We start from the raw sequence: 20,424 nt of genomic DNA on the forward strand, positions 1-20,424 counted from the left end.
AGAAGTACTAGTACGGTGGGAGCATCCTAAATACGGTATAGTTTTGCCAACTGAATTTATATATTATGCTGAAGTTACAGGTTTTATAAAATGGTTAGATTTATATGTAATAAAAAATACTTTTGAAGCTTGGATTGAGCACAATGACTCATTTAAATATTTAAAGACCCATGTCAATTTATCGGTTTTGACATTAAAATCAAAAGATTTTCATGAATTGATAGAGGCGTATAGTGAGCAAATAGATTATAGTGCATTTGTATTTGAACTTACGGAGCAAGCAGAAGAGATTGTGGAAGACTTTATGCTTGCAGAGTTAGAGAAATACGAGCTTAATTGGGCGATAGATGATTTTGGGACAGGTTATTCGAATTTAGATAGATTTAGGAAAGATTATATCAAATGTGTAAAATTTGATAGATCCTTTATATATAATCTTGTGGAAAATACAAATGACGTTATTATATTTCAAAATTTATTATCAATGTGTAAGAAATTAGATAAAGAGGTAATTGTTGAAGGCGTAGAAACTATAGAGCAATTGCGATTTTTAGAAAATAGAGGAGCACAATTTATACAAGGCTATATCTTTAGCTACCCTCAGCGTTTGAATAGAATCAAGGAAGAATTAGCAAAGACAAAAATGAATTTATCAAATTATGTAAATGGAAAAGCATGTTTTATGAATAGACAAGAGAAATGTATAAAGAATAATGATGTTTATATTCAAGAAATATCTGAAGAAGGACTTTTAATAAGGCCAAACATTTCATTGCTTGAAAAATTAGGACATTTTGATATAGATGGGTTGCTTTTAAAAGATTTAATTGAATATAGATATATTAAGTATTTTGAAAATTGTATAGCAAAAGTTAAAAGAGGTCAAAATTTGGCCACTGTTACGTGTAGATTGAAAGGAGCTCATGGAGAAAGACATAGAGCTATATGTGCTCTTCAAAAGGGTGAAGGCTGCTATAGAATGCATGTAGAATTATCAGAGAAAGTATCAGAAAATCAACATACATTAATGGGGCTTAGTCACAACTATATTCAAATGTTTGAAGAATCACCTTCTGGAATTATTGTGATAGATGAAGACTTTCAAGTGGAGCAGTGGAATAATTCTAGTCTACTAATATTTGGATACACTGCAGCTGAAGCTAAGAATAATTCTATAATAAAACTTACTACTGATGAAGCTCAAGAAAAAGCACTTAATAGGTTGATAAATGATGCAATAAGCTATGAACGAGTGGAATCCATGATAGAAAATACGACAAAATCTGGAGAAAAAATATATTGTAGATGGCATATAAAGACAATTTATGATGAATTTAAAGAGAAATACATTTATATATGCATGATAAATGATGTGACAGAAGAATTAATACAAGACCGAGAAAGAATCAGAGTAAATAAAGCATTAGATCAAAGCGAATCGATAATAATCATGACAGATAGAGATGGATGTATAGAGTATATTAATAAAAAGTTTATGGAGATAACTGGATATTCAAAATCCGAAATTATTGGAAAGAAGACAGCCGTGCTATCTTCTAAAAAATATAGTAAATCCTATTTTGAAAAATTATTATCGACCATACATGATGGACAAATATGGAGTGGCGAGATTGAAAATACCAAAAAAAATGGAGAACACTATTGGTGCAAGGTAAAGATTTATCCAATAAAAGAAAAAAATAAGATTACAGGATTTGTCTCAGTTCAATGGGACATTACAGAATCAAAAAAATTAGAGAAGAAAAATGAAAGTTTGAGAAATAAATTATTTGAGCAAGATAAAATAGCTTCGCTAGGTCTTTTGACTAGTGGGATACTTCATGAAATAAACAATCCACTAGGATATATTCAATCTAATGTTAAGTATTTAGTGGAAATATTAGATGATGTAGAAATAAATGATAGTGATTTAAAAAGCGATATAAAGGAAACTCTTGATGATATAGACACTGGAGTCAATCAAGTTAGAAAAATTGCAGAAAGTTTTAAAAGGTATCTTTTCAAAGGTCAAGAAGAAGAAAGGTCAGAGGTGGATATAATAGAGTTGATAGAGGAAGTTTTGCTATTATCCAAGAATGAATATAAATACCATGCTGTATGTAATTTGATTTATGATAAGAATCAAGAATATATTTATCCGGCGTTTGGTTCGAAATTGAAACAAGTAGTAATGAATTTGATAATAAACGCAGCTCATGCAATAGAAAGGAAGGAATCTAGCGAACTTGGCGAAATAAAAATTGAAGTTAGCAAATCAAATGAGGGACTGGAAATCAAAATTGACGATGATGGCTGTGGAATGAGTAGTGATGTAAGAAATAAGATATTTGAACCATTTTTTACAACAAAAAAAGAAGGACGAGGCACTGGGCTTGGGTTGAGCGTTAGCAAAAAAATAATAGAAGAAGACCATGGTGGTAAATTATTGTGTGAATCAACAGAAGGTGTGGGAACGACATTTTATATTAAAATTTAGAGAGGACGTGAGAACTATGCGAGTACTTCCAATTCAATACGTTAAAAATGGCCATAAATTAGCTCAAACACTAAAAGATGAAGAAGGGCGCATTCTACTCAGAGCGGGAATGGAAATCACACCTAAAATGAAAAAAAGGCTAAATGACTATGGAATATATTCGATATATGTAGATGATGGGTATTCAGATGTTGAACTACAAGATGTTATACAGCCAGAATTGAGACAAAAAGCGGTAAGAAGTATTAAGAGAGCATTTAATCAGTGTCAAATACCTAAAAGTAAAACAGATTCGAAAAAGCAGCATCTAGCAAGAGTAAAACAACGTGAAGAGGGACTTCGTGAGTTGTCAAAATTATCAGAGAGCATAATGAATGATCTCTTGGCAAATAAGGATGTAGCAGTAAATCTTGTTGATATAAAGACAAAAGATGATTTTTTGTTTCAACATAGCATGAATGTAGCTGTATTGTCCATGATTATAGGTGCAGAGCTAAATATAAATGCTAGAGATTTAAAGGTTTTGTGTTTAGGAGCTATGTTACATGATATAGGTAAGACATTGCTTCCTAAAGATTTGATTATGAAAGAGGGAAATTTGAGTTCGGCAGAGAAAAGATTATATGAGGAGCATCCTCAACGAGGTTATGATTATCTTAGAGGAAGTCAAAGCATATCTGTGAGAGCTAGAATAGTGACACTACAACATCATGAAAGAATCGATGGATGTGGTTTTCCAAAGCAGATAGTTGATGCGCATACATTTTCAAAAATAGTATCTGTTGCAGATACATATGATAATTTGACTTCAGATACGCCGAGACATAGAGCTATTCCAGCAAGTGAAGCGCTTGAATATATACTTGGAAATTCAGGATCTCAATACGACATAGATTGCGTCAGGGCTTTCAATGCAAGGGTAGTACCATATCCTATAGGGACACTTGTAAAATTGAGCGATGGAAGTGTAGCAGTAGTTAGAGAAATTAATCAAAATTTTCCAATGAGACCTATAGTTGAAATTTTAAAATACCATAGTTGTATTGATTTATTAAATGTTATGGATCTTACTATAAAAGGAGTTTGTTACGATGAGAATTTAGGGGAGGGGAGAGCATCTGATGGAAAAAGGCTATGAGGCAATATTTGAAAATGTTATGGATGCTGCAATAATTTATAGAGATGACGAAAAAATTTACCACAATAGGGCATTTGAAGAATTACTTAGTATTAACAATATAAATATAGGATCAGATATGGCAGCAGAATTAGAAAGAAAAATACATGATAGATTTATAAATTACAAAAAGTCTTTAGATACTGAGTACTCTATTGATGATATACTTCAAACAGAAATAAATGGAATAAAAATTTGTCTTGAAATCAAATTTAATAGGATAGGACGAAAAGAAAAAGTACCAGTGTATTATTTTTTGATAATAGAAGATATAACAGAAGTACTTAATATAAGTGATAGTAAAAATAGGATGTTTACACTTTTGAGTCAAACTCCGTCAAGTGTGGTCATAACAGATATAGAAGGGAATATTCAATATGTAAACCCGAGATTTTGCAGAGTTACAGGATATACGCAGGAAGAACTAATTGGGCAAAATCCTAGAATATTGAAGTCGGGTACACAGAGTGCAGAAGTTTATAAAGATTTGTGGCTTACAATTAGTTCGGGCAAAACTTGGAGGGGTGAATTTCAAAATAAGAGAAAAAATGGGGAATTATATTGGGAGTATGTTACTATATTTCCAATAAAAAATGAACTTGGTGACGTTGTAAATTATGCTGGGATAAAACAGGATATAAGTCTTCAGAAAAAAATGGCAGATGAGTTAAGTGATAGAAACTTAGAATTATTAGAAGCATTGAATCAATTGAAATCAACACAAACGAAATTGATACAGCAAGAACAACTTGCAGGAATAGGCCAGTTAGCTGCTGGGGTAGCTCATGAAATAAATAATCCTCTTGGTTTTGTAATAAGCAATTTCAAGACACTTGAAGATTACTTAAAGATGTATAAGAAACTCATAAATGAATATCATGATGTATTAAATTGTGAAGAGGCAAAAAGTATAAAACGTGATATTGAAAGAGTAGAGGCCAAATACGATTTAGAATTTATAAGCGAAGATGTAGAAGGATTGATATTTGATTCAGAAGATGGTCTTGAGAGAATAGAAAAAATAGTGAGGAGTCTTAGAAGTTTTTCTAGAATAGATCAATTAGATCAATTTCAGCCATACGATATGAATGAAGGTCTTTTAAGCACATTGACAGTTGCGCGAAATGAGATAAAATACGATGCGGAAGTTGTACATGAATTATGTGAAGATATGCCATATATTGATGCTATAGGTGGACAATTAAACCAAGTATTTTTAAATATGATAATAAATTCAGTGCAGGCTATACGTGGAAAATCAGATCATGAAAATGGAGTTATGGGAAAAATAAAACTAAAGACATTTTATGATGATGAGTTTGCCTATTGTGAAATTGAGGATACTGGTAGCGGAATTAAAAAAGAAAATATAGATAAAATATTTCAGCCATTTTTTACAACTAAAGCGGTTGGAAAGGGTACAGGATTAGGACTTGGAATAGCGTACGATATTATAGTAAATAAACACAAAGGGCATGTAAATGTTGAGAGTGAAGTTGGCATTGGAACAAAATTTACAGTGGTATTGCCAATTAAGCAAAAATCAAAAACTGAAGAGCAAGATTAGGGGGGAGTAAATATGAAGATACTTATAGTGGATGATTCAAAACTTAATGTTATGGTAGCGAAGGTTATGATAGATGAAAATTTGAAAGAGAGTATATATACTGCGTATTCAGCGATGGAGGCGTATGGCATATTAGAAGAGGAAGAGATTGATTTAATTCTTCTTGATATTCACATGCCAGAGATGGATGGAATAACATTTTTGGAGAAAATAAAATCTGAGGATAGATTTAGAGAAATAGCAGTTATAATGTTAACTTCAGTTGATACAGAAGAAGAGATTGAAAAATGTTTTGAAATAGGAGCCATGGATTATATAATAAAACCTATAAAAGAGAGAGAGTATCTTGCTAGGGTAAAATCTGCACTTCGAGAAATTAAATTAAAAAAAGAATTGAAAACTGCTAATGACAAGATACTAGAGAGTCAAATACAGCTTTTACAGCAGCAAAAACTTGCGGGTATAGGACAATTAGCTGCAGGGGTGGCTCATGAAATAAACAATCCTCTCGGGTTTATCATAAGCAATATTGAAACACTTGAAAATTACTATAGAGACTTTTTGAATTATTTCAATGATTTTAGACTTGGAAAAAAGATTGATGAGGAAGACTTGAAATATATAATAGAGGATACAGAAGTTATATTTGAAGAATCTAAGGATGGACTGTCTAGGATTGCTAAGATTATAAAAGAACTTAGATATTTTTCTTCAATAGATTTTCAAGAGGGATATAAAGTCCTCGATGTAAATGAGAGTATAGAGAGCATACTTACTCTTATAAACAACAAAATTGGAGACAAGATAGTTGTTGTAAAAAACTTACATGATATAGATGAAATATTAGCTTTGAATGAAAAGCTCAATCAAGTTATAATGAATATATTGTTCAATTCTATATTTGCAATAAATGAGAAGGAAATAAAGGAAGGGTATATTGAAATTAAAACATGGTCTGATGCAGAGTATGTTTTTATTGATATATTCGATGATGGAATTGGAATACCTAAAGAAAATTTGGATAAGATATTCAATCCATTTTTTACAACGAAGCCGATTGGTCAGGGCATAGGCTTAGGTCTTAGCACGGCCTATAATACAATAGTAAATCTTCACGGTGGGGAGATTTTTATTGAGAGTAAAGTGAATGTAGGAACAAAAGTGATTATAAAATTACCAAAACAAGGAGTTAAGAAGTTAAATGAATCATAATGATGAATATTATATGAGCGAAGCGCTTAAAGAAGCCAGAAAAGCAGAAATTTTGGATGAAGTTCCAGTGGGAGTTGTCATAGTAAGAAATGATGAAATAATAGCTAGAGGGTATAATTTGAAGGAAAGTCTAAAAAATGCGCTTGCTCATGGAGAGATAATTGCTATAAAAAAAGCATCAGAATATCTAGGTGGATGGAGGCTCATAGGGTGTACGATGTATGTCACACTAGAGCCCTGTGTCATGTGTGCAGGAGCAATAATGAATTCTAGAATAGAGAGATTGGTTATAGGAACAACGGATGATAGAATGGGAGGCTGTGGGTCTGTGGTAAATCTAGTACAGCATTCACAGTTAAATCACGATACAGAATTGGAGTGGGGAGTTTTAGAGAGTGAGTGTAGGGGCATTTTACAAAATTTTTTTAAAAAACTTAGAGAGAGAAAAAAAGAACAGCGCAAAAGACGTAAGCAGATAAATATAGAAGGGGAGCTGAGCTAATATGAGGGAAACAGATTCTGATTTGCATTCTAAAAAGAATAGAAACTTGATTAAAATCGTATTTTTTTTCATACTTAGTTTAGCAAATTCGTTTTTGGCGCTACTTTACTTTTTTGTACAAATGGCTATTATCGGCATGAAATTTTTAAGAGCCAAAATACCGATAGAGATTCAAGAGGACTTTAAAGTAGATACTGTGGTTTATAAAAAAACATCAAATAAAGAACTAAAAATGGATTTTTATATACCGAATAAATCAAAGAAAAAATATCCTGTGATACTTTACTCACATGGTGGAGGATGGATTTCAGGCTTTAGAAACCAGCCAAATAATGTGTCATGGTGTAAGTATTTAGCATCAAAAGGCTATGTAGTTGCATCTATAGATTATAGTTTTGGATTTCAAAATCATTTAAAAGACATACTTAAAGATTATGAAGATTCACTTAGTTTTTTAAAGAAACAAGAGAGCTATTATAATCTGGATTTAGAGAATATATTTTTGATGGGATTATCAGCAGGTGGACATCTGGCACTCTTATATTCAAGTTATTATACTAGTATAGGAGAAGATGAGAAGATAAAAGGAGTCAAGGGTGTTATAAGTTACTATACACCGTCTGATTTAAAGACTATAGGAGATAAAGAACATAATTCTATATTTGCTAAATATGCTATTTGGACTACTATGAAGGGAACATTGGAAGAAAAGGAAGCTGAATACGATAAATTTTCACCTATAAACTACATATCAAGTAGAATGATTCCTATGTTTATAGCTCATGGTAAAATGGATCAGACAGTTCCATTTAAAAATTCACTTAGTTTATCAAAGGCATTAGATAGGTATAGAGTACCGTATAAATTTTTGGTTCATAGGAAGGCCGATCATTGCTTTGATTTTTATAGAAAAGACCCGAGAACTATTTATATAGTAGAGGAAACTGCTAGGTTTATAGAGAGGAGTATAAGAGATGACTATTAATTTTGATTATGACAAAACTCCTGATATTGATTTTTCATCTGGTTATATATTTAAAGGACATCACTATAGGTGTAGTTTTACAGAATTTGATACATTGTATAAAAATCCTGAAAAGGGAACGGAGAGAGTAAAAATATACAATTTTGCGCCAAAAGGTGAGGTTAAGGCTTCTACACTTATTCTACATGGACTTGGAAGTGCAAATGTCAAATTTATACTTTGGATGGGACCACATTTAGCGGCAGCAGGAGTAAATGCAACTGTTTTAATATTGCCAGGAAATTATACTAGAGTTGAGCATAGGTCTGTGAGCGGAAGCAGTTTTTTGTACCCACAGATGACTAGATTGCAAAAATTTTGGGAACATGCAATAGTTGATATAAGAACTACTATTGATTGGCTAGAACAATATGGACTTTGGAAGGAAAATAACGCACTTATGGGATATTGTCTAGGAGGAATGCTTGGAACAGTTGCAACAGCAGTTGATTCTAGGATTAATCAATTGATATTGATGACTACAAGTGGCCATTACCCAATGATATTACACGAATCTAAAGCTGCGAAATTTGCTAGGCGTTTGATACAAAAAGGGCATATTTGCGAGAGTAATATTCACAACAAAGAGTATCTCTATGAACTTTATGATAAAGAAAAAGATAGAATTGAAAAGATGACTTTAGATGAAATTTTGAAAGATGAAGATTTACATCCGATATTTAAAATTGATCCTGCAACGTATGCTCATTTGATAGATTCTTCAAAAGTTACTATAATAGATGCGCTTTTTGATGGAACACTTCCAATTGAGGGTCGTAAATTGTTGTATGATAAATTGAAAGGTGCTAAAAAGAGAATTATACCCGTTTCTCATGTTAGTTGGCTGCCATTTGAGTATCTTTTGGCTAGATATTTATTACATATACTTAATGTAAAAGATCATGAATCGACTAGGGCACTTAGAAAAAAAGAAACATTTGATGACCCTATGGATATATTAGAATTTTTAGGTTCAGCTTCAATAGATGGATTTCGCAAACTTTTTAAGTAAAATCTAAAGTTAGAAAATTAAGTATCCGATAATAAATGTAATAGTAGCATTAAGATTTAAACTCGGCAATATATTTGGGGAGTGAGAAAAATGGGGATTATAAGCAATAATATTCCGGCTATAGCAGCTAATAGTAATGTGGCAAATCAGCAAGAAGCAGCGGCAAGAAAAAGTTCACATAATTCAAAGGGGCAACAATTAAATAGTGGTAGCGATATAGCTGGTAAATCGGTTGCTAAGGATGTAAAGGCGTCTGAGACTATGGCAAAATTAGGAAGACAGATGTCACAAGATATATATGAGCACCAGATAAAAGATGCTGAAAAAGCTGATAACAAGTATGCTACAATTTACAATAGAAAAGGTCGAGTAGCTGAAGAAGAGGATGAAAGACGAAGAGCTTATGAGTTTATGGATGACCCTTATGTAGCAATTGCTAGAATGAGTTTTATAATAATTGGAGAGCAATTGATATTTGTAAATAAAAATGGAGATGATAATGACCATGAAATATGGGGAAGCATAGCGGTTGCAAATTTAATTATAGGAGAAATGAACCATATATCAGAGGGAAAGGTGTTAGATGTTGTTGGCGTATTAGAGGCATTTAATAAGGGTTATGATTTAGCTGTGTATGGACAACCAAAACCTGTTCCAAATACAATTGAAAATACAAAAAATTATGTAATAGATGGACTTAACCAATTATAAAAATACACGATCCTATTTAGGACCGTGTATTTTTTTTGAAATTTCCATTCCAGTAGGTGTTACAGCTATACCGCCGAGAGCAGTTTCTCTAAGTGTTACAGGAAGAGATTTTCCAACAGCATACATAGCATCTACTACCTCATCAAAGGGAATGGCACTTTCGATTCCAGCGAGGGCCATATCCGCAGATATAAGTGCATTTACTGCCCCAGAAGCATTTCGCTTAGCGCATGGAGATTCAACTAAACCTGCTATAGGGTCGCAAATAAGTCCCATGACATTTTTTAGAGCGATAGATGCAGCGTGAAGACACTGAACAGGGTTACCACCTCGAAGCTCTACACTAGCAGCTGCAGCCATAGCCGATGCTGAACCACATTCTGCTTGGCAGCCACCTTCAGCGCCTGAAAGCGTAGCGTGTCTTGCTATAATTTCACCAACTCCAGCGGCAGTGAATAGAGCTGAAAGTATTTTTTGCTCTGGAATATCGTAAGCTTCTGCGAGAGTGACCATTACAGCTGGAATTATACCGCATGAACCAGCTGTTGGAGCAGCACAAATTCGTCCCATAGAGGCATTTACCTCAGAACAAGAAAAAGCTCTTGCCATTGCCTTATTTATTAATTCACCGCAAATAGACTGCTTGGATCTCGCATGATCAAATGCTTTGCGTCCGTCCCCCCCTATTATATGTCCCATATGTTCTTCCGGTGATTCTATAGCTGCTGAGGACGATGATACCATTACTCTATAATTTTGTCTCATCCTTTCAACAATCGATTCGATTGGTGTTTCAAAACTTTCCGATTCAGAATTTTTTACAATATCAGATATATTACACGAATGAAGTTCTGCGAGAGCTAGTAGCTCAATTCCAGTACTATACATAAACTTCCTCCTTTATGGGTCTTATAGCACGAACGCTATTTACGTTTGGAAGATCTAGTAGAGATTTTACCAAATCCTCAGGGAACATAGTGTCAGCTTCTAAAATTATAGAAGCTTCCTTACCTTTACTTTTACGCTTTACTCTCATAGTTGCGATATTGATTCCCGAAGTAGACAAAAGCTGGCTTACATTGCTTACAACTCCAGGCTGATCTGTATGCTGAATAAAAAGAGTCGGGTAATTACAATTTATAGAAGTTTTGTATCCGTCGATTCTCTTAACTACAATATTTCCACCGCCAATTGAACATCCAACAATTTCTGTTGTAGAGCCGTCTAAGTGATAAAAAATAAATTTCACGGAATTTGGATGTGAAACATCTAAGTCACCTTCTAAAAAATGTACTTCAATTTGTCTCTGCTTAACAAGTTCCAATGCAAATTTTAGGTTGTCATCATGAGGTTCCATACCTAAGATTCCTGCAACTAAAGCTTTGTCAGTTCCATGTCCCTTATATGTCTTTGCAAACGACCCTTGTAGTATAAAATCTACACGGCTAAAAGCGTCACCAGCTATATATAGAGCGACTTTCCCAAGTCTTGCAGCTCCAGCTGTGTGGGAACTAGATGGGCCAATCATTATTGGTCCTAAAATATCAAAACAACTGATTTCTTTCATTTGAAATCGTCTCCTTTGTACTAAACTTAATGAAATCTATTGTATCATGCTAAAGGATAGAATTCAATAGAATGGAATTAAAAGGAAATATCAATAATCGCATCATTAAAATTAATAAAAATATTCAAAAAATAAAGATTTCGAATAAATACATTGAAAAAATTAATTTTAGCATTGACAAAGTAGACGAAAATTAATATAATTAAGATATAAATAAGAAATATTTATTTTTTGACATAAGAAAAGTAATTAATTTAAATTGGAAGGAGAAATGTTATGAGTAGAATGATGGTTAGATTCATGGAAGATGTAAAAACAGTTTTTAATTGTGAGCAAACAGGTGCGGATGTGTATAGAAAGCTAGAGTATAAGAGTTACATAAAAAACAAACGCGATTGATGAAGAATGAACGCTTTAGTAGGGTATAGTAATAAAAAGGAGGGGAATGATATGTTAAGAAGACCACTTGCAAATTTAATGGCAATGATGTCTTATACTAAACATTATAGACCAGATAAAGGATTATCGGAATATTTGAAGACGGAGCATTGTCACATGAGAGAGGAGCATCAGGCATAATGATTACAAACATAATGTAAATCCAGCGCTAATGGAGTAAGAAGCGCTGGATTTTTTAGTTTCAAAATTTATTTTAGATTTGGCAAAAATATTAGATTTTGATAAAATGTACAAAATGGCTTAAAAGGAGAGATATATTAATGAAGAAAAAAATGTGGATGATGTGGCTTGTGGTGGCTATACTATTTGGCACGAAAGCTTATTTTGATTATAGCGATGGAAATTCAAAAGGTTTGATTATTTATGGAATTCTTGCAGCAATATATGCTATATTAGGTGTTGTTAATTTTGCATACTATAATGGAGGCGGAGAATAACTATTATTTAAAATGTTTAGGTAATAATTTTTAATCATAATTTCATCTTTGTTTTATATTTATTTCACTTTACTAGATTATAATTAGAGTATGATTTAATGAAATTTACGAGAAGGTGAGATAATGAAAGATCAAAGGGGATTTAATAGACATAGATTGTATTATATATTGATAAATACTGGAATGCTTTTTGCACTTGGATATTTCGCTATAATATACGCATCTGGGATTGAAGTTTTTAGATTTGGAGCAGGACATATTGTTAATAACCCTATATATGAACCTTCGGGAATGCAATTTGTGATTATTGGCCTATTGGCAGTTCCAGTATTTGGAACATTTTCACTAATAGGGTTCTTTATAGACAATAAAGCACTTCATATGAGAAAGTTTCAATTTGTATTGCCTATATTGTATGCTATTTTGGAAATTATACCGATATTAGATGGAACAAGTCAGTGCATAAGACTTGGTTTTTGGCTTAGCGTTCTTTGTTTTTTTATAGCATTATTAAACTTTATAATTCATATGGCGGAAATTCAGAGTTTAAAAAATGTTGATAAAAGGACTGAACTTTTTTAGATTTGAAAACGAAAAACAAATTATTCACTTACATGGGTTTAAAACCGGAAACATCCCATTTGATAGAGCAAACGTTTAAAGTTATTTGATTTACGTGAAAAAACGTGTCAAATAACTTTTTTTTTGATAAACTATATCATGTAAGCTTTGAATGAAATGATATAAGTTTAAGTTATAAAATTAATGTATAGTTTTGTTTCGGTGAACTAAGGAGAGAATTGAAATGCCCAAAATAGGAATGAGAAATATAAAAACAGCTGTATCTGTAGCGCTTTGTATAGCATTGTATCAATTGTTAAAAAGACCCTATCCATTTTATGCTTGCATTGCAGCCGTTATATGCATGAGAAATACCCACGTAGATACGATAAAAGTTGGGAAAGACCGTATGATAGGCACAATGACAGGTGGATTTATAGGATACATATTTTATAGATTTATAAGCTATAGTTCTATAGGAATTGGTATAGGTATATCACTCGTAATATACACACTTAATTTGATGAAAAAGCAAGCCTCAGTAGCTATAGCTTGCATAGTATTTATAGCTGTAATGACAAATTTAAAGGGGCAGTTACCACATGTATATGCGATAAATAGAGTATTAGATACATTTATAGGAATAATAATTGCGGCGATAATTAATAATTACCTAGATAAGTTACCGTTCTTAAGAAATTTAGATAGTAATGTCAAGAAAATCAGCTAGAGCGTATTAGTGATTGATAAGTGAACAAACAATTTGAAGTGATAAGTAAATTCAAAGTTTAAATATTCTATTCCTAAATATTATTTATAAACCATGATAAAATGAAATTGTAAAGATGAATTGGTAATAATTTAGCGATTCTAAATTTATAAAATGGGGGAATGGGTATGGAAAATTTAGGTTTTGTTATTGACGAAGGATTAAAAAAATGCGATGAAATGGACAAGTTTTCGGGCGTAATTCATGTAAGTTTGGAAGGTGAAGTTGTTTATGAAAAATCTGTTGGGTTTGCAGATAGGAGCAATGAGACTGTAAATACTATAGATACATCATTTGGTATAGCTTCAGGAGCAAAGTTGTTTACAGCGGTTGCAATAATGAAACTTGTAGAAGCTGGAAAATTAAGTTTAAATGATAGACTAAAAGATTTGATAGATGTAAACTTGAAAAATATAGATGATGATGTAAGTGTACATCATTTGCTGACTCATACTTCGGGTATAGAGGATTATTTTGATGAATCAGGAGATAATGATTATGCTGATTCATTTGGAGGGATTCCAAATGGTAAACTAAGAAAAGTAGCAGATTTTTTACCGCTTATTGAAGATAAAGGTATGAAATTTAGACCAGGAGAGTCTGTTTCTTATAGTAACGCAGGGTATATCTTTTTAGGATTAATTGTGGAAGCAGTTTCTAAAATGGAGTTTCATAATTTTGTTGAGAGTAAAATATTAAAACCTTGTAGATTGAATTCCACTGGCTACCATGAATTAGATTCAATGCCAGAAAAAACGGCAACTGGATATATAGATGCTGAAGATGATGATTCGTGGACATCGAATATATTTTCTATTCCTGCAAAAGGGGGACCAGATGGAGGTATTTTCACAACTGCTGGAGATTTAATCAGATTTTGGAACATATTACTTGATGGGAAATTTTTGTCAAAAGAATATGTAGATATGATATTAAATCCTCAAGTAAGGATGAATCAGATAATTGAATATGGATATGGAGTTTATATATTGAGAGAAAAAGAAGTGGCAAAAAAATATTTTATAATGGGAATGGATCCAGGAGTTTCGTTTAGATATTCTTACTATCCTGAAAATGGATATAGTATTGTAGTTCTTGGCAATTCTGAGTTTGATGATTTTGAAATAAATGAAGCTGTAGTTGAAGCTATAAAAGGAAAACAATAAATTTAGATTTGAAATTGAAAAAGAAAAAACCAGTCGAGACTATTTAGTCCATGGACTGGTTTTTCTTTTTCAAATTTTCATTAGCTTAAAATACCTTTTCCATACAGGTTCCCCAACCGTATATATCTATTATACGACATAATCGCGGATTAGTAACTGCGTTTTACGGTCGAAAATTGTCTTTTTATGAAAAATTTAAGAAAAGCTATGGGCAAAATGATAAAGACTATCAATTAATAGCGATTTTTGAATGCTTATATTAAATATATTTAGAATTCATAATAATGGTTTACTATAGATACTTAGTTGAATATAATATATAGAGAGAGTTGGGAGGATTGTATGGATGTTTTTAGGTTAATTTTTCATAAGTTATTATTGACGGTATTGAGTTTGATATTTATAAATGTTTTGACTATACGTGTAAAGAAGAGTGAAAATAGAATAGAGGCTTCGAGACATTGGATATGGGTATATTTGTCAGTTATTCTATATTATACATTTTTAGGAAGGCCACTTACAATATTTTTTGAACAATATGATTTTAAACTATTTGCAAATCTTGTACTTGGAATATTTTGTTTAGCTCCGGTAGTATTTTTTATGAAAATAGACAGAGAGCGTATATCTGATATAGGCTTAGGTGCTACTAATGCAGTTATTTCAATAGGTGTAGGAATAGCTTTAGGTTTAAGTTATTATATATATTTATATATTTTGCAAGGAGAGAAATGGACATTAAATTGTAGTATTGGATTTATTAGTGTAAAGATTGGATACAAGTTTTTGAGAGCGCTTACGAATGAAATAGTATTTCGAGGATATATACAGAAAAGGTTGGTCATATCGAGAGGACCAATTCTTGGAATACTAATAAGCTCAATATTATATGCAGCAGCTTGTAGCATTGTTACAATTATGATAAATGAAATTCAGATTAGCATGCTTATGTTCTGGTTTGGATTTAAACTTACAGCAGGAATGATATATGGATATTTGGCGTATAGAACGGATAGCATATATGGGTCTGCTATTTTGGGAGTCATGACAAATATTGGATAGATTAATTTCAAAAAATAAAAAAAGCTACTTAGGATGCTTTCCTAAGTAGCTTTTTTATGCAATTTTTTCAAAAGATCTATCTACGTACAAGTTGAAATTATTCAAAATTTCTTGGAATTTTTCAAAAAATAGTCCAATGTGAAGACCATCTATTAATCCATGATGAACTTGCAGAGAAAGTGGCATTTCAAGCTTACCATTTGAATCAAAATATTTTCCGAATGTTATAGTTGGTATGCCTCCGTGTGGAGCTGGAAAAATGGGATGTACGACTTGAGTAAAAGATACCCAAGGCAAGCTAGTTATATATATGCAATTGTCGTTATCGTTATCATTGGATATATTTAGTGAGCCATTTTTAGCAATTTCAATAGCATCTAAGGTTTTATCTAGAAAAGTATCAAATGATTTTGAGTAAGTTGAACTACAGAAATTAAACAATTTACTTGGAGTCATTACAGTAAAAACGGGATGTATGATATCATGCTCAACTACTTTTTCGCCTCGTATTCGCAGTTTAAAGTTTGGAATTTGATTGATAGTTTCAGTTGTTAGGTATACCATTGATGCAAAAAAAGGTAAATCATGTTCTTTTGTAAAAGCATAAAATTTACTTATATCTACATTAGCGCTAACACTGTAGTTTGGATATTCAAATCCCTTGAAAAATTCAAAATGAGTTTTTCTTTCCCAAGTATCTAAATCTATAAATTTCATAAAAATCTCCTCTCAAAAACTTAATATGGCTTTAGTATACAGATTGGAAAAAGACTAATCAAGGGTTATTACAAATTCCATATAGAATCAATAAAACTGTATAATTGAGCATTGAAAAACATAGAAAAAACATATAAATGTGGTAAAATTGTCATATTGATTTGAATGCATTATAATGAAGACAAAGATAAATTTGTATATATGGATTTAGAAGGAGTTCTTGAAAAGAGGGGTCAAAATTGATGGCAGCGAATTTAATATTGAAGATAATTGCAGGTGGATTTACAGGTTATATAACAAATACATATGCTATAAATATGCTATTTAAAACATACACACCACTCAATCTAGGCGGTGTGATAATAAAAACTAAAGATGAATTTATAAATGATGTTAGTAGTTTAGTAGAAAAAAGATTGATAAAGGATCAATCTATAGGATCAAAAGTTAACTTGAATGAGTTGAATGATAAATTGACAATGGCACAAAGAGAATTTTGGGAAAAATACCTGCCAAATGAGTGCAGGGTCAAATTAGAAGCTATTGATGGGTGTAGTGCGTTTTTAGAAAGTATAAAAGATGATATAAAGGAGAGCAAAATAGATTTATTTTTTGAAGAATTGAAAAACAGTTTGGGAGATCGTGAGTTAAGAGATATTTTAAATGTAGAACCCATTGAAAGAATAAGCAAAGATATAGCTAAAGGTTTCGAAATAGAAATTCAAAATTTAAATGATGAAAATTTTGAATTTTTGACATTAGAATTAGAGCCATTATTTCAAAATGCGCATGCAAGGTATTTGTCAGCTAAAGATAATAGTAGATTAAATATGCAAAGCGCATTAGATGGCAAAAATAGCATTGCACAGAATATGATTTTAAAAGAACAATTTTATAGTGAAATTAGTGAGCGTTCGATTAGTGCGATTTTGCCAGCAATAGATCAAAAAAAATTTAAGTATGAATTAAAAATTTTATTAAAGGCTTACATTTTAGAGAATATAAAAAGTGATCAGAAAAGTATTTGGGCTAAAAAGTTTTATGATAGGATTCAAAATTTGGATTATCCTATAATACATTTTTTAAGAGAACCCCAAAAAGAGATATTAAAGAACTGGCTTGTACAAAATTTACCGCAATTGACGACTAATTTATTGAGCTGGATTGTGCAAAAGAAAGATCAAATAGAAGACTTATTACAGTCGAGTATTGACGAGGTTGTTGAAAGTACAAAAGGTCAGCGTTCGCCTATGATACAATCAATACTAGAAAATAAAACGAAAAGTATAGTTCAGGATAAAAAGCTAATAGAGTTGTTGACAAATGCGCTAGAAAATGCTGAGAATACTTTTTTGCTTGGAGAGTATTTAGCCGATAATATTATTGAAAAATTGGAGCATAAAAATGTTTCAGATATAGTAAAATATTTGAATGAGAATTTTGGATTTAATACTGGCATATTAGAAAAAATCATAGATATCATACTAGCAGAAATTATAGATGGAATTGATTTGATTTCCATAGATTTTTTGTTAGATAAAAAGTTAGGAGAATTAGGAGTAACTGGAGAAAAACTAAAGATATTAGTAGAGAGAGAACTTGTAAACAAAATTGAAGGCAATATAGGTAGTAAATTAGAATTAATGCAAGATGGTAAAGAACTAGAGCATGATTTAAAGAAATGGATAAGTTTACTGTCAAAGACTGATATACTGAGCACATGGGTAGAAAATATGATTGATCACGCTGTATCTTGGAATTTTGGTTCAATAATCAATCTGTTTCTTATAAAAGCAGGAGACTCTATTTTCGAAAAAATTGATTCTAAATTTGAGAAATACGAAAAATTTGATTTGGCAGAGATTTTGGAAAAAGTTCGCAATATCGGAACAAATAGAAGTGAAGATATAGATATACTAGAAGCTATGTATAATCATCTAGATGGAAAGATAGAAGGCATAATAAAAAACCAGTTGGAAGGTTTAGAAGAGCAAGAATTATTAGAATTAGTACATGATTTTATGGGCAGAGAGTTAAAACCTATTTCGTATTTTGGTGCTGGATTAGGAGCGGTAGCAGGACTTGCACTTAGCCGAGTAGACTCATCTATCTATGTAAATGCTGCAACATTTGGAGCTGTTGGTTATCTGACAAACGTAATAGCTTTGCAAATGCTGTTCAGACCGTATAAACAAAATAAGTTGCTATCTAGGATTCCACTGCTGAACAAATTAGACCAAGGTTACATAGTGAAAAATAAGGCAGCATTTGGTAAAAATTTAGGAGAGGCAGTAGCGAATCATTTATTGCATCAATCTAGTATAGAAAACTATATTACCGAGAACAGAATTCAGTTTGAAACAAGTGTTGAAGTCTATATGAGAGATAAAATTCAAGACGATACGTTTAATTCGTTTATAAAAGAAAATACGTGTTTTAGGGTAAAAGCATGGACTGATGAGTATTGGAGCGATATTGTTTTGTCTGCATTTAGCTTCTTGAAAGACAGAGATAATTTTTCTAAACTTAAGATATCAGAAGAATTGAGCAAAACATTAGAGTATGGCGTAGAGAAATATTTAAAAGGCCTAGAAAAAGAACAATTAAGAGTTATACTAGAAAAAATAATGGATGACGAAATAGATTTAGAGAGTATTTGGGATTTGAGAAAAATAATGGAGTCGTATGAGGGAAAAACCTTAACGAGCATTATAGGAAATAACTCGTATGAAGGATTAAAAACTCAAATAGCACTAAAAGCTAGAGTAGAATTTTGTTCTGAAAAATGTATTTCAAAATTTCTTAACAATTTGAATGAAAGAATTTTGAATGTAGATGAGTCAAAAAGTATAGAGAAACTTTTTGATGGAAAACTGAAAAATCTTGTAGACACTAAGCAAGATAGGTTATTTGATTTTCTCAAAAAACAAATACTTAGTTGGCTTGTAAGCCAGAAGAAAACTTTGTCAGAGAAAATAGATGATAATATAAAATCATCACTTGGATTTTTTGAAAAAATAGGCTATATGAGTGCTGACGGACCTCATTTGGTGGAGGATATTACAGAGCATTTGATTGAGACAAAGTTTCCAGAGTTTATAGAATTAGAGATTAGTTCAATAAGAAATTTGAGTTTTGAAATAGTAGATAAAGCAATTTGGAAGAGTAAAGTATCAAAAATACATGATGTTTTTGAACAAAAAGTTGTTTTTGAAAAACTAAGTACAATTATAACTGATCGCAAAGTATTAGTTGAATTAGGAGATGAGCTAGAAAAAATAGTGATTTGGACTATGGATGAATTTAAAACTAAATCATTATTTGATATTTTAAATTTACTTGGCATTGAAAGTGAGTTGTTTAAGAATAGAATAATAGATAAATTTGATTTTAGTAGAGGTGTTGATGATATAGAAATCAGCAGTCAATTGATTGAATTATTAATAAGTGAAATCAAAGCTATTGCAGTAGAAGGAATTCTTGTGTGGCTAGAGCCAGAGTGGATAAATGATGAGTTTAAGTCATTGTATAATGGAATTCATTTTAAGAATATGTCGACTAAATTTATAGAAAATAGTTTGTTTAATACCATAAACAAAGAGAGCTTTGCTGATAATATTGTAGAAATGTTTGGCGATATAAATGATAAATCTAAACTTAATGAGGAATTAAAAAGGATCGCGGATTTGGCTACAGTCAATTTGATAAATGATTTATTTGATAAAAAAGTGCCAGATGAAGTGATCAAAGATTTGTCTAGGAGATGTTCTAGTGCTATTTTAGAAAGTGGAAGAGATAACTTGGAAGAAATTTTGCAAATAATAGATTTGAAAAAGCTAATAGAAATGGAAGTTGATGAAATGTCAGCGGTGGAAATTCATGAATTGTTTAAAGGTTTTGCAGGCCGATATTTTAGAAAACTGGAAGCTTACGGTGGAATTGGAGCAGTATTTGGATTATTGCCGTTTTAGGAAAATGTATTAA

Annotated in this window: 19 protein-coding genes; 16 read left to right on the top strand and 3 right to left on the bottom strand. The window is 31.6% G+C overall.

Annotated elements, in window-relative coordinates:
• The 8 genes from N4A40_05605 to N4A40_05640 form a co-directional block, all read left to right on the top strand.
• Window positions 1–2,497 (top strand): EAL domain-containing protein (locus N4A40_05605; GenBank protein MCT4661320.1); only part of this gene is annotated, 2,497 nt, incomplete at its 5' end.
• A 16-nt stretch (window positions 2,498–2,513) separates the two neighbouring features.
• On the top strand, window positions 2,514–3,635 hold the full coding sequence (locus N4A40_05610; protein MCT4661321.1) for an HD-GYP domain-containing protein: 1,122 nt from the start codon (window positions 2,514–2,516) through the stop codon (window positions 3,633–3,635).
• Window positions 3,619–5,241, top strand: coding sequence for a PAS domain S-box protein (locus N4A40_05615; protein ID MCT4661322.1), 1,623 nt, complete (start codon window positions 3,619–3,621; stop codon window positions 5,239–5,241). The genes N4A40_05610 and N4A40_05615 overlap by 17 nt, the downstream gene beginning before the upstream one ends.
• A 12-nt stretch (window positions 5,242–5,253) precedes the next feature.
• Entirely contained in the window at window positions 5,254–6,453 is a 1,200-nt protein-coding gene (locus N4A40_05620; protein ID MCT4661323.1) for a response regulator, read from the top strand.
• A complete protein-coding gene (tadA, locus tag N4A40_05625; GenBank protein MCT4661324.1) occupies window positions 6,443–6,955 on the top strand; it encodes a tRNA adenosine(34) deaminase TadA in 513 nt (170 codons plus the stop codon). Before N4A40_05620 ends, tadA begins: the two co-directional genes overlap by 11 nt.
• Before the next feature lies 1 nt (window position 6,956).
• Window positions 6,957–7,940, top strand: a complete 984-nt coding sequence (locus tag N4A40_05630) for an alpha/beta hydrolase (protein MCT4661325.1) — start codon at window positions 6,957–6,959, stop codon at window positions 7,938–7,940.
• Window positions 7,930–8,991: an alpha/beta hydrolase gene (locus N4A40_05635; GenBank protein MCT4661326.1), complete on the top strand. Its 1,062-nt coding sequence runs from the start codon at window positions 7,930–7,932 to the stop codon at window positions 8,989–8,991. Before N4A40_05630 ends, N4A40_05635 begins: the two co-directional genes overlap by 11 nt.
• 90 nt (window positions 8,992–9,081) lie before the next feature.
• Complete coding sequence (locus N4A40_05640) at window positions 9,082–9,702, top strand: hypothetical protein (protein ID MCT4661327.1); 621 nt, start codon at window positions 9,082–9,084, stop codon at window positions 9,700–9,702.
• A 12-nt stretch (window positions 9,703–9,714) separates the two neighbouring features.
• Here N4A40_05640 and sdaAA read toward each other — a convergent pair whose 3' ends face one another.
• Together sdaAA and sdaAB are read right to left on the bottom strand one after the other, a co-directional pair.
• Window positions 9,715–10,590 carry an L-serine ammonia-lyase, iron-sulfur-dependent, subunit alpha gene (gene sdaAA, locus N4A40_05645; protein MCT4661328.1) on the bottom strand — a complete coding sequence of 292 codons (876 nt, stop codon included), beginning with the start codon at window positions 10,588–10,590 and terminating at the stop codon, window positions 9,715–9,717.
• Complete coding sequence (gene sdaAB, locus N4A40_05650) at window positions 10,583–11,269, bottom strand: L-serine ammonia-lyase, iron-sulfur-dependent subunit beta (protein ID MCT4661329.1); 687 nt, start codon at window positions 11,267–11,269, stop codon at window positions 10,583–10,585. Before sdaAB ends, sdaAA begins: the two co-directional genes overlap by 8 nt.
• A 276-nt stretch (window positions 11,270–11,545) precedes the next feature.
• Here sdaAB and N4A40_05655 point away from each other — a divergent pair, with 276 nt between their 5' ends.
• The 7 genes from N4A40_05655 to N4A40_05685 all read left to right on the top strand — a co-directional run bounded on the left by N4A40_05655 (window position 11,546) and on the right by N4A40_05685 (window position 15,723).
• Window positions 11,546–11,668, top strand: a complete 123-nt coding sequence (locus N4A40_05655; GenBank protein MCT4661330.1) for a hypothetical protein — start codon at window positions 11,546–11,548, stop codon at window positions 11,666–11,668.
• Between the two features lie 51 nt (window positions 11,669–11,719).
• Window positions 11,720–11,848: a hypothetical protein gene (locus N4A40_05660; protein ID MCT4661331.1), complete on the top strand. Its 129-nt coding sequence runs from the start codon at window positions 11,720–11,722 to the stop codon at window positions 11,846–11,848.
• Window positions 11,849–11,988: 140 nt separating this feature from the next.
• Window positions 11,989–12,165, top strand: a complete 177-nt coding sequence (locus tag N4A40_05665; protein MCT4661332.1) for a hypothetical protein — start codon at window positions 11,989–11,991, stop codon at window positions 12,163–12,165.
• Window positions 12,166–12,288: 123 nt separating this feature from the next.
• Window positions 12,289–12,747 carry a hypothetical protein gene (locus tag N4A40_05670; protein MCT4661333.1) on the top strand — a complete coding sequence of 153 codons (459 nt, stop codon included), beginning with the start codon at window positions 12,289–12,291 and terminating at the stop codon, window positions 12,745–12,747.
• Window positions 12,748–12,970: 223 nt separating this feature from the next.
• Complete coding sequence (locus tag N4A40_05675; protein MCT4661334.1) at window positions 12,971–13,456, top strand: aromatic acid exporter family protein; 486 nt, start codon at window positions 12,971–12,973, stop codon at window positions 13,454–13,456.
• 167 nt (window positions 13,457–13,623) lie between these two features.
• Window positions 13,624–14,661, top strand: coding sequence for a beta-lactamase family protein (locus tag N4A40_05680; GenBank protein ID MCT4661335.1), 1,038 nt, complete (start codon window positions 13,624–13,626; stop codon window positions 14,659–14,661).
• A 342-nt stretch (window positions 14,662–15,003) separates the two neighbouring features.
• Window positions 15,004–15,723 (top strand): CPBP family intramembrane metalloprotease, encoded by a 720-nt coding sequence (locus tag N4A40_05685; protein ID MCT4661336.1) that lies wholly within the window; start codon window positions 15,004–15,006, stop codon window positions 15,721–15,723.
• 54 nt (window positions 15,724–15,777) lie between these two features.
• On the opposite strand, the gene N4A40_05690 is transcribed toward N4A40_05685, so the two are convergent.
• Window positions 15,778–16,440, bottom strand: a complete 663-nt coding sequence (locus N4A40_05690; protein MCT4661337.1) for a chloramphenicol acetyltransferase — start codon at window positions 16,438–16,440, stop codon at window positions 15,778–15,780.
• Window positions 16,441–16,682: 242 nt separating this feature from the next.
• On the opposite strand from N4A40_05690, the gene N4A40_05695 reads away from it, so the two are divergent.
• Window positions 16,683–20,411: a DUF445 family protein gene (locus N4A40_05695; GenBank protein ID MCT4661338.1), complete on the top strand. Its 3,729-nt coding sequence runs from the start codon at window positions 16,683–16,685 to the stop codon at window positions 20,409–20,411.
• Window positions 20,412–20,424 lie beyond the last annotated feature (13 nt).

The organism is Tissierellales bacterium (genome assembly GCA_025210965.1).
GTDB lineage: Bacteria > Bacillota > Clostridia > Tissierellales > JAOAQY01 > JAOAQY01.

Bases quoted from the DNA above. Each gene is read 5' to 3' on its own strand.
- N4A40_05610 (MCT4661321.1), top strand. From the start codon at position 2,514: ATGCGAGTACTTCCAATTCAATACGTTAAAAATGGCCATAAATTAGCT.
- N4A40_05615 (MCT4661322.1), top strand. From the start codon at position 3,619: ATGGAAAAAGGCTATGAGGCAATATTTGAAAATGTTATGGATGCTGCA.
- N4A40_05620 (MCT4661323.1), top strand. From the start codon at position 5,254: ATGAAGATACTTATAGTGGATGATTCAAAACTTAATGTTATGGTAGCG.
- tadA (MCT4661324.1), top strand. From the start codon at position 6,443: ATGAATCATAATGATGAATATTATATGAGCGAAGCGCTTAAAGAAGCC.
- N4A40_05630 (MCT4661325.1), top strand. From the start codon at position 6,957: ATGAGGGAAACAGATTCTGATTTGCATTCTAAAAAGAATAGAAACTTG.
- N4A40_05635 (MCT4661326.1), top strand. From the start codon at position 7,930: ATGACTATTAATTTTGATTATGACAAAACTCCTGATATTGATTTTTCA.
- N4A40_05640 (MCT4661327.1), top strand. From the start codon at position 9,082: ATGGGGATTATAAGCAATAATATTCCGGCTATAGCAGCTAATAGTAAT.
- sdaAA (MCT4661328.1), bottom strand. From the start codon at position 10,590: ATGTATAGTACTGGAATTGAGCTACTAGCTCTCGCAGAACTTCATTCG.
- sdaAB (MCT4661329.1), bottom strand. From the start codon at position 11,269: ATGAAAGAAATCAGTTGTTTTGATATTTTAGGACCAATAATGATTGGC.
- N4A40_05655 (MCT4661330.1), top strand. From the start codon at position 11,546: ATGAGTAGAATGATGGTTAGATTCATGGAAGATGTAAAAACAGTTTTT.
- N4A40_05660 (MCT4661331.1), top strand. From the start codon at position 11,720: ATGTTAAGAAGACCACTTGCAAATTTAATGGCAATGATGTCTTATACT.
- N4A40_05665 (MCT4661332.1), top strand. From the start codon at position 11,989: ATGAAGAAAAAAATGTGGATGATGTGGCTTGTGGTGGCTATACTATTT.
- N4A40_05670 (MCT4661333.1), top strand. From the start codon at position 12,289: ATGAAAGATCAAAGGGGATTTAATAGACATAGATTGTATTATATATTG.
- N4A40_05675 (MCT4661334.1), top strand. From the start codon at position 12,971: ATGCCCAAAATAGGAATGAGAAATATAAAAACAGCTGTATCTGTAGCG.
- N4A40_05680 (MCT4661335.1), top strand. From the start codon at position 13,624: ATGGAAAATTTAGGTTTTGTTATTGACGAAGGATTAAAAAAATGCGAT.
- N4A40_05685 (MCT4661336.1), top strand. From the start codon at position 15,004: ATGGATGTTTTTAGGTTAATTTTTCATAAGTTATTATTGACGGTATTG.
- N4A40_05690 (MCT4661337.1), bottom strand. From the start codon at position 16,440: ATGAAATTTATAGATTTAGATACTTGGGAAAGAAAAACTCATTTTGAA.
- N4A40_05695 (MCT4661338.1), top strand. From the start codon at position 16,683: ATGGCAGCGAATTTAATATTGAAGATAATTGCAGGTGGATTTACAGGT.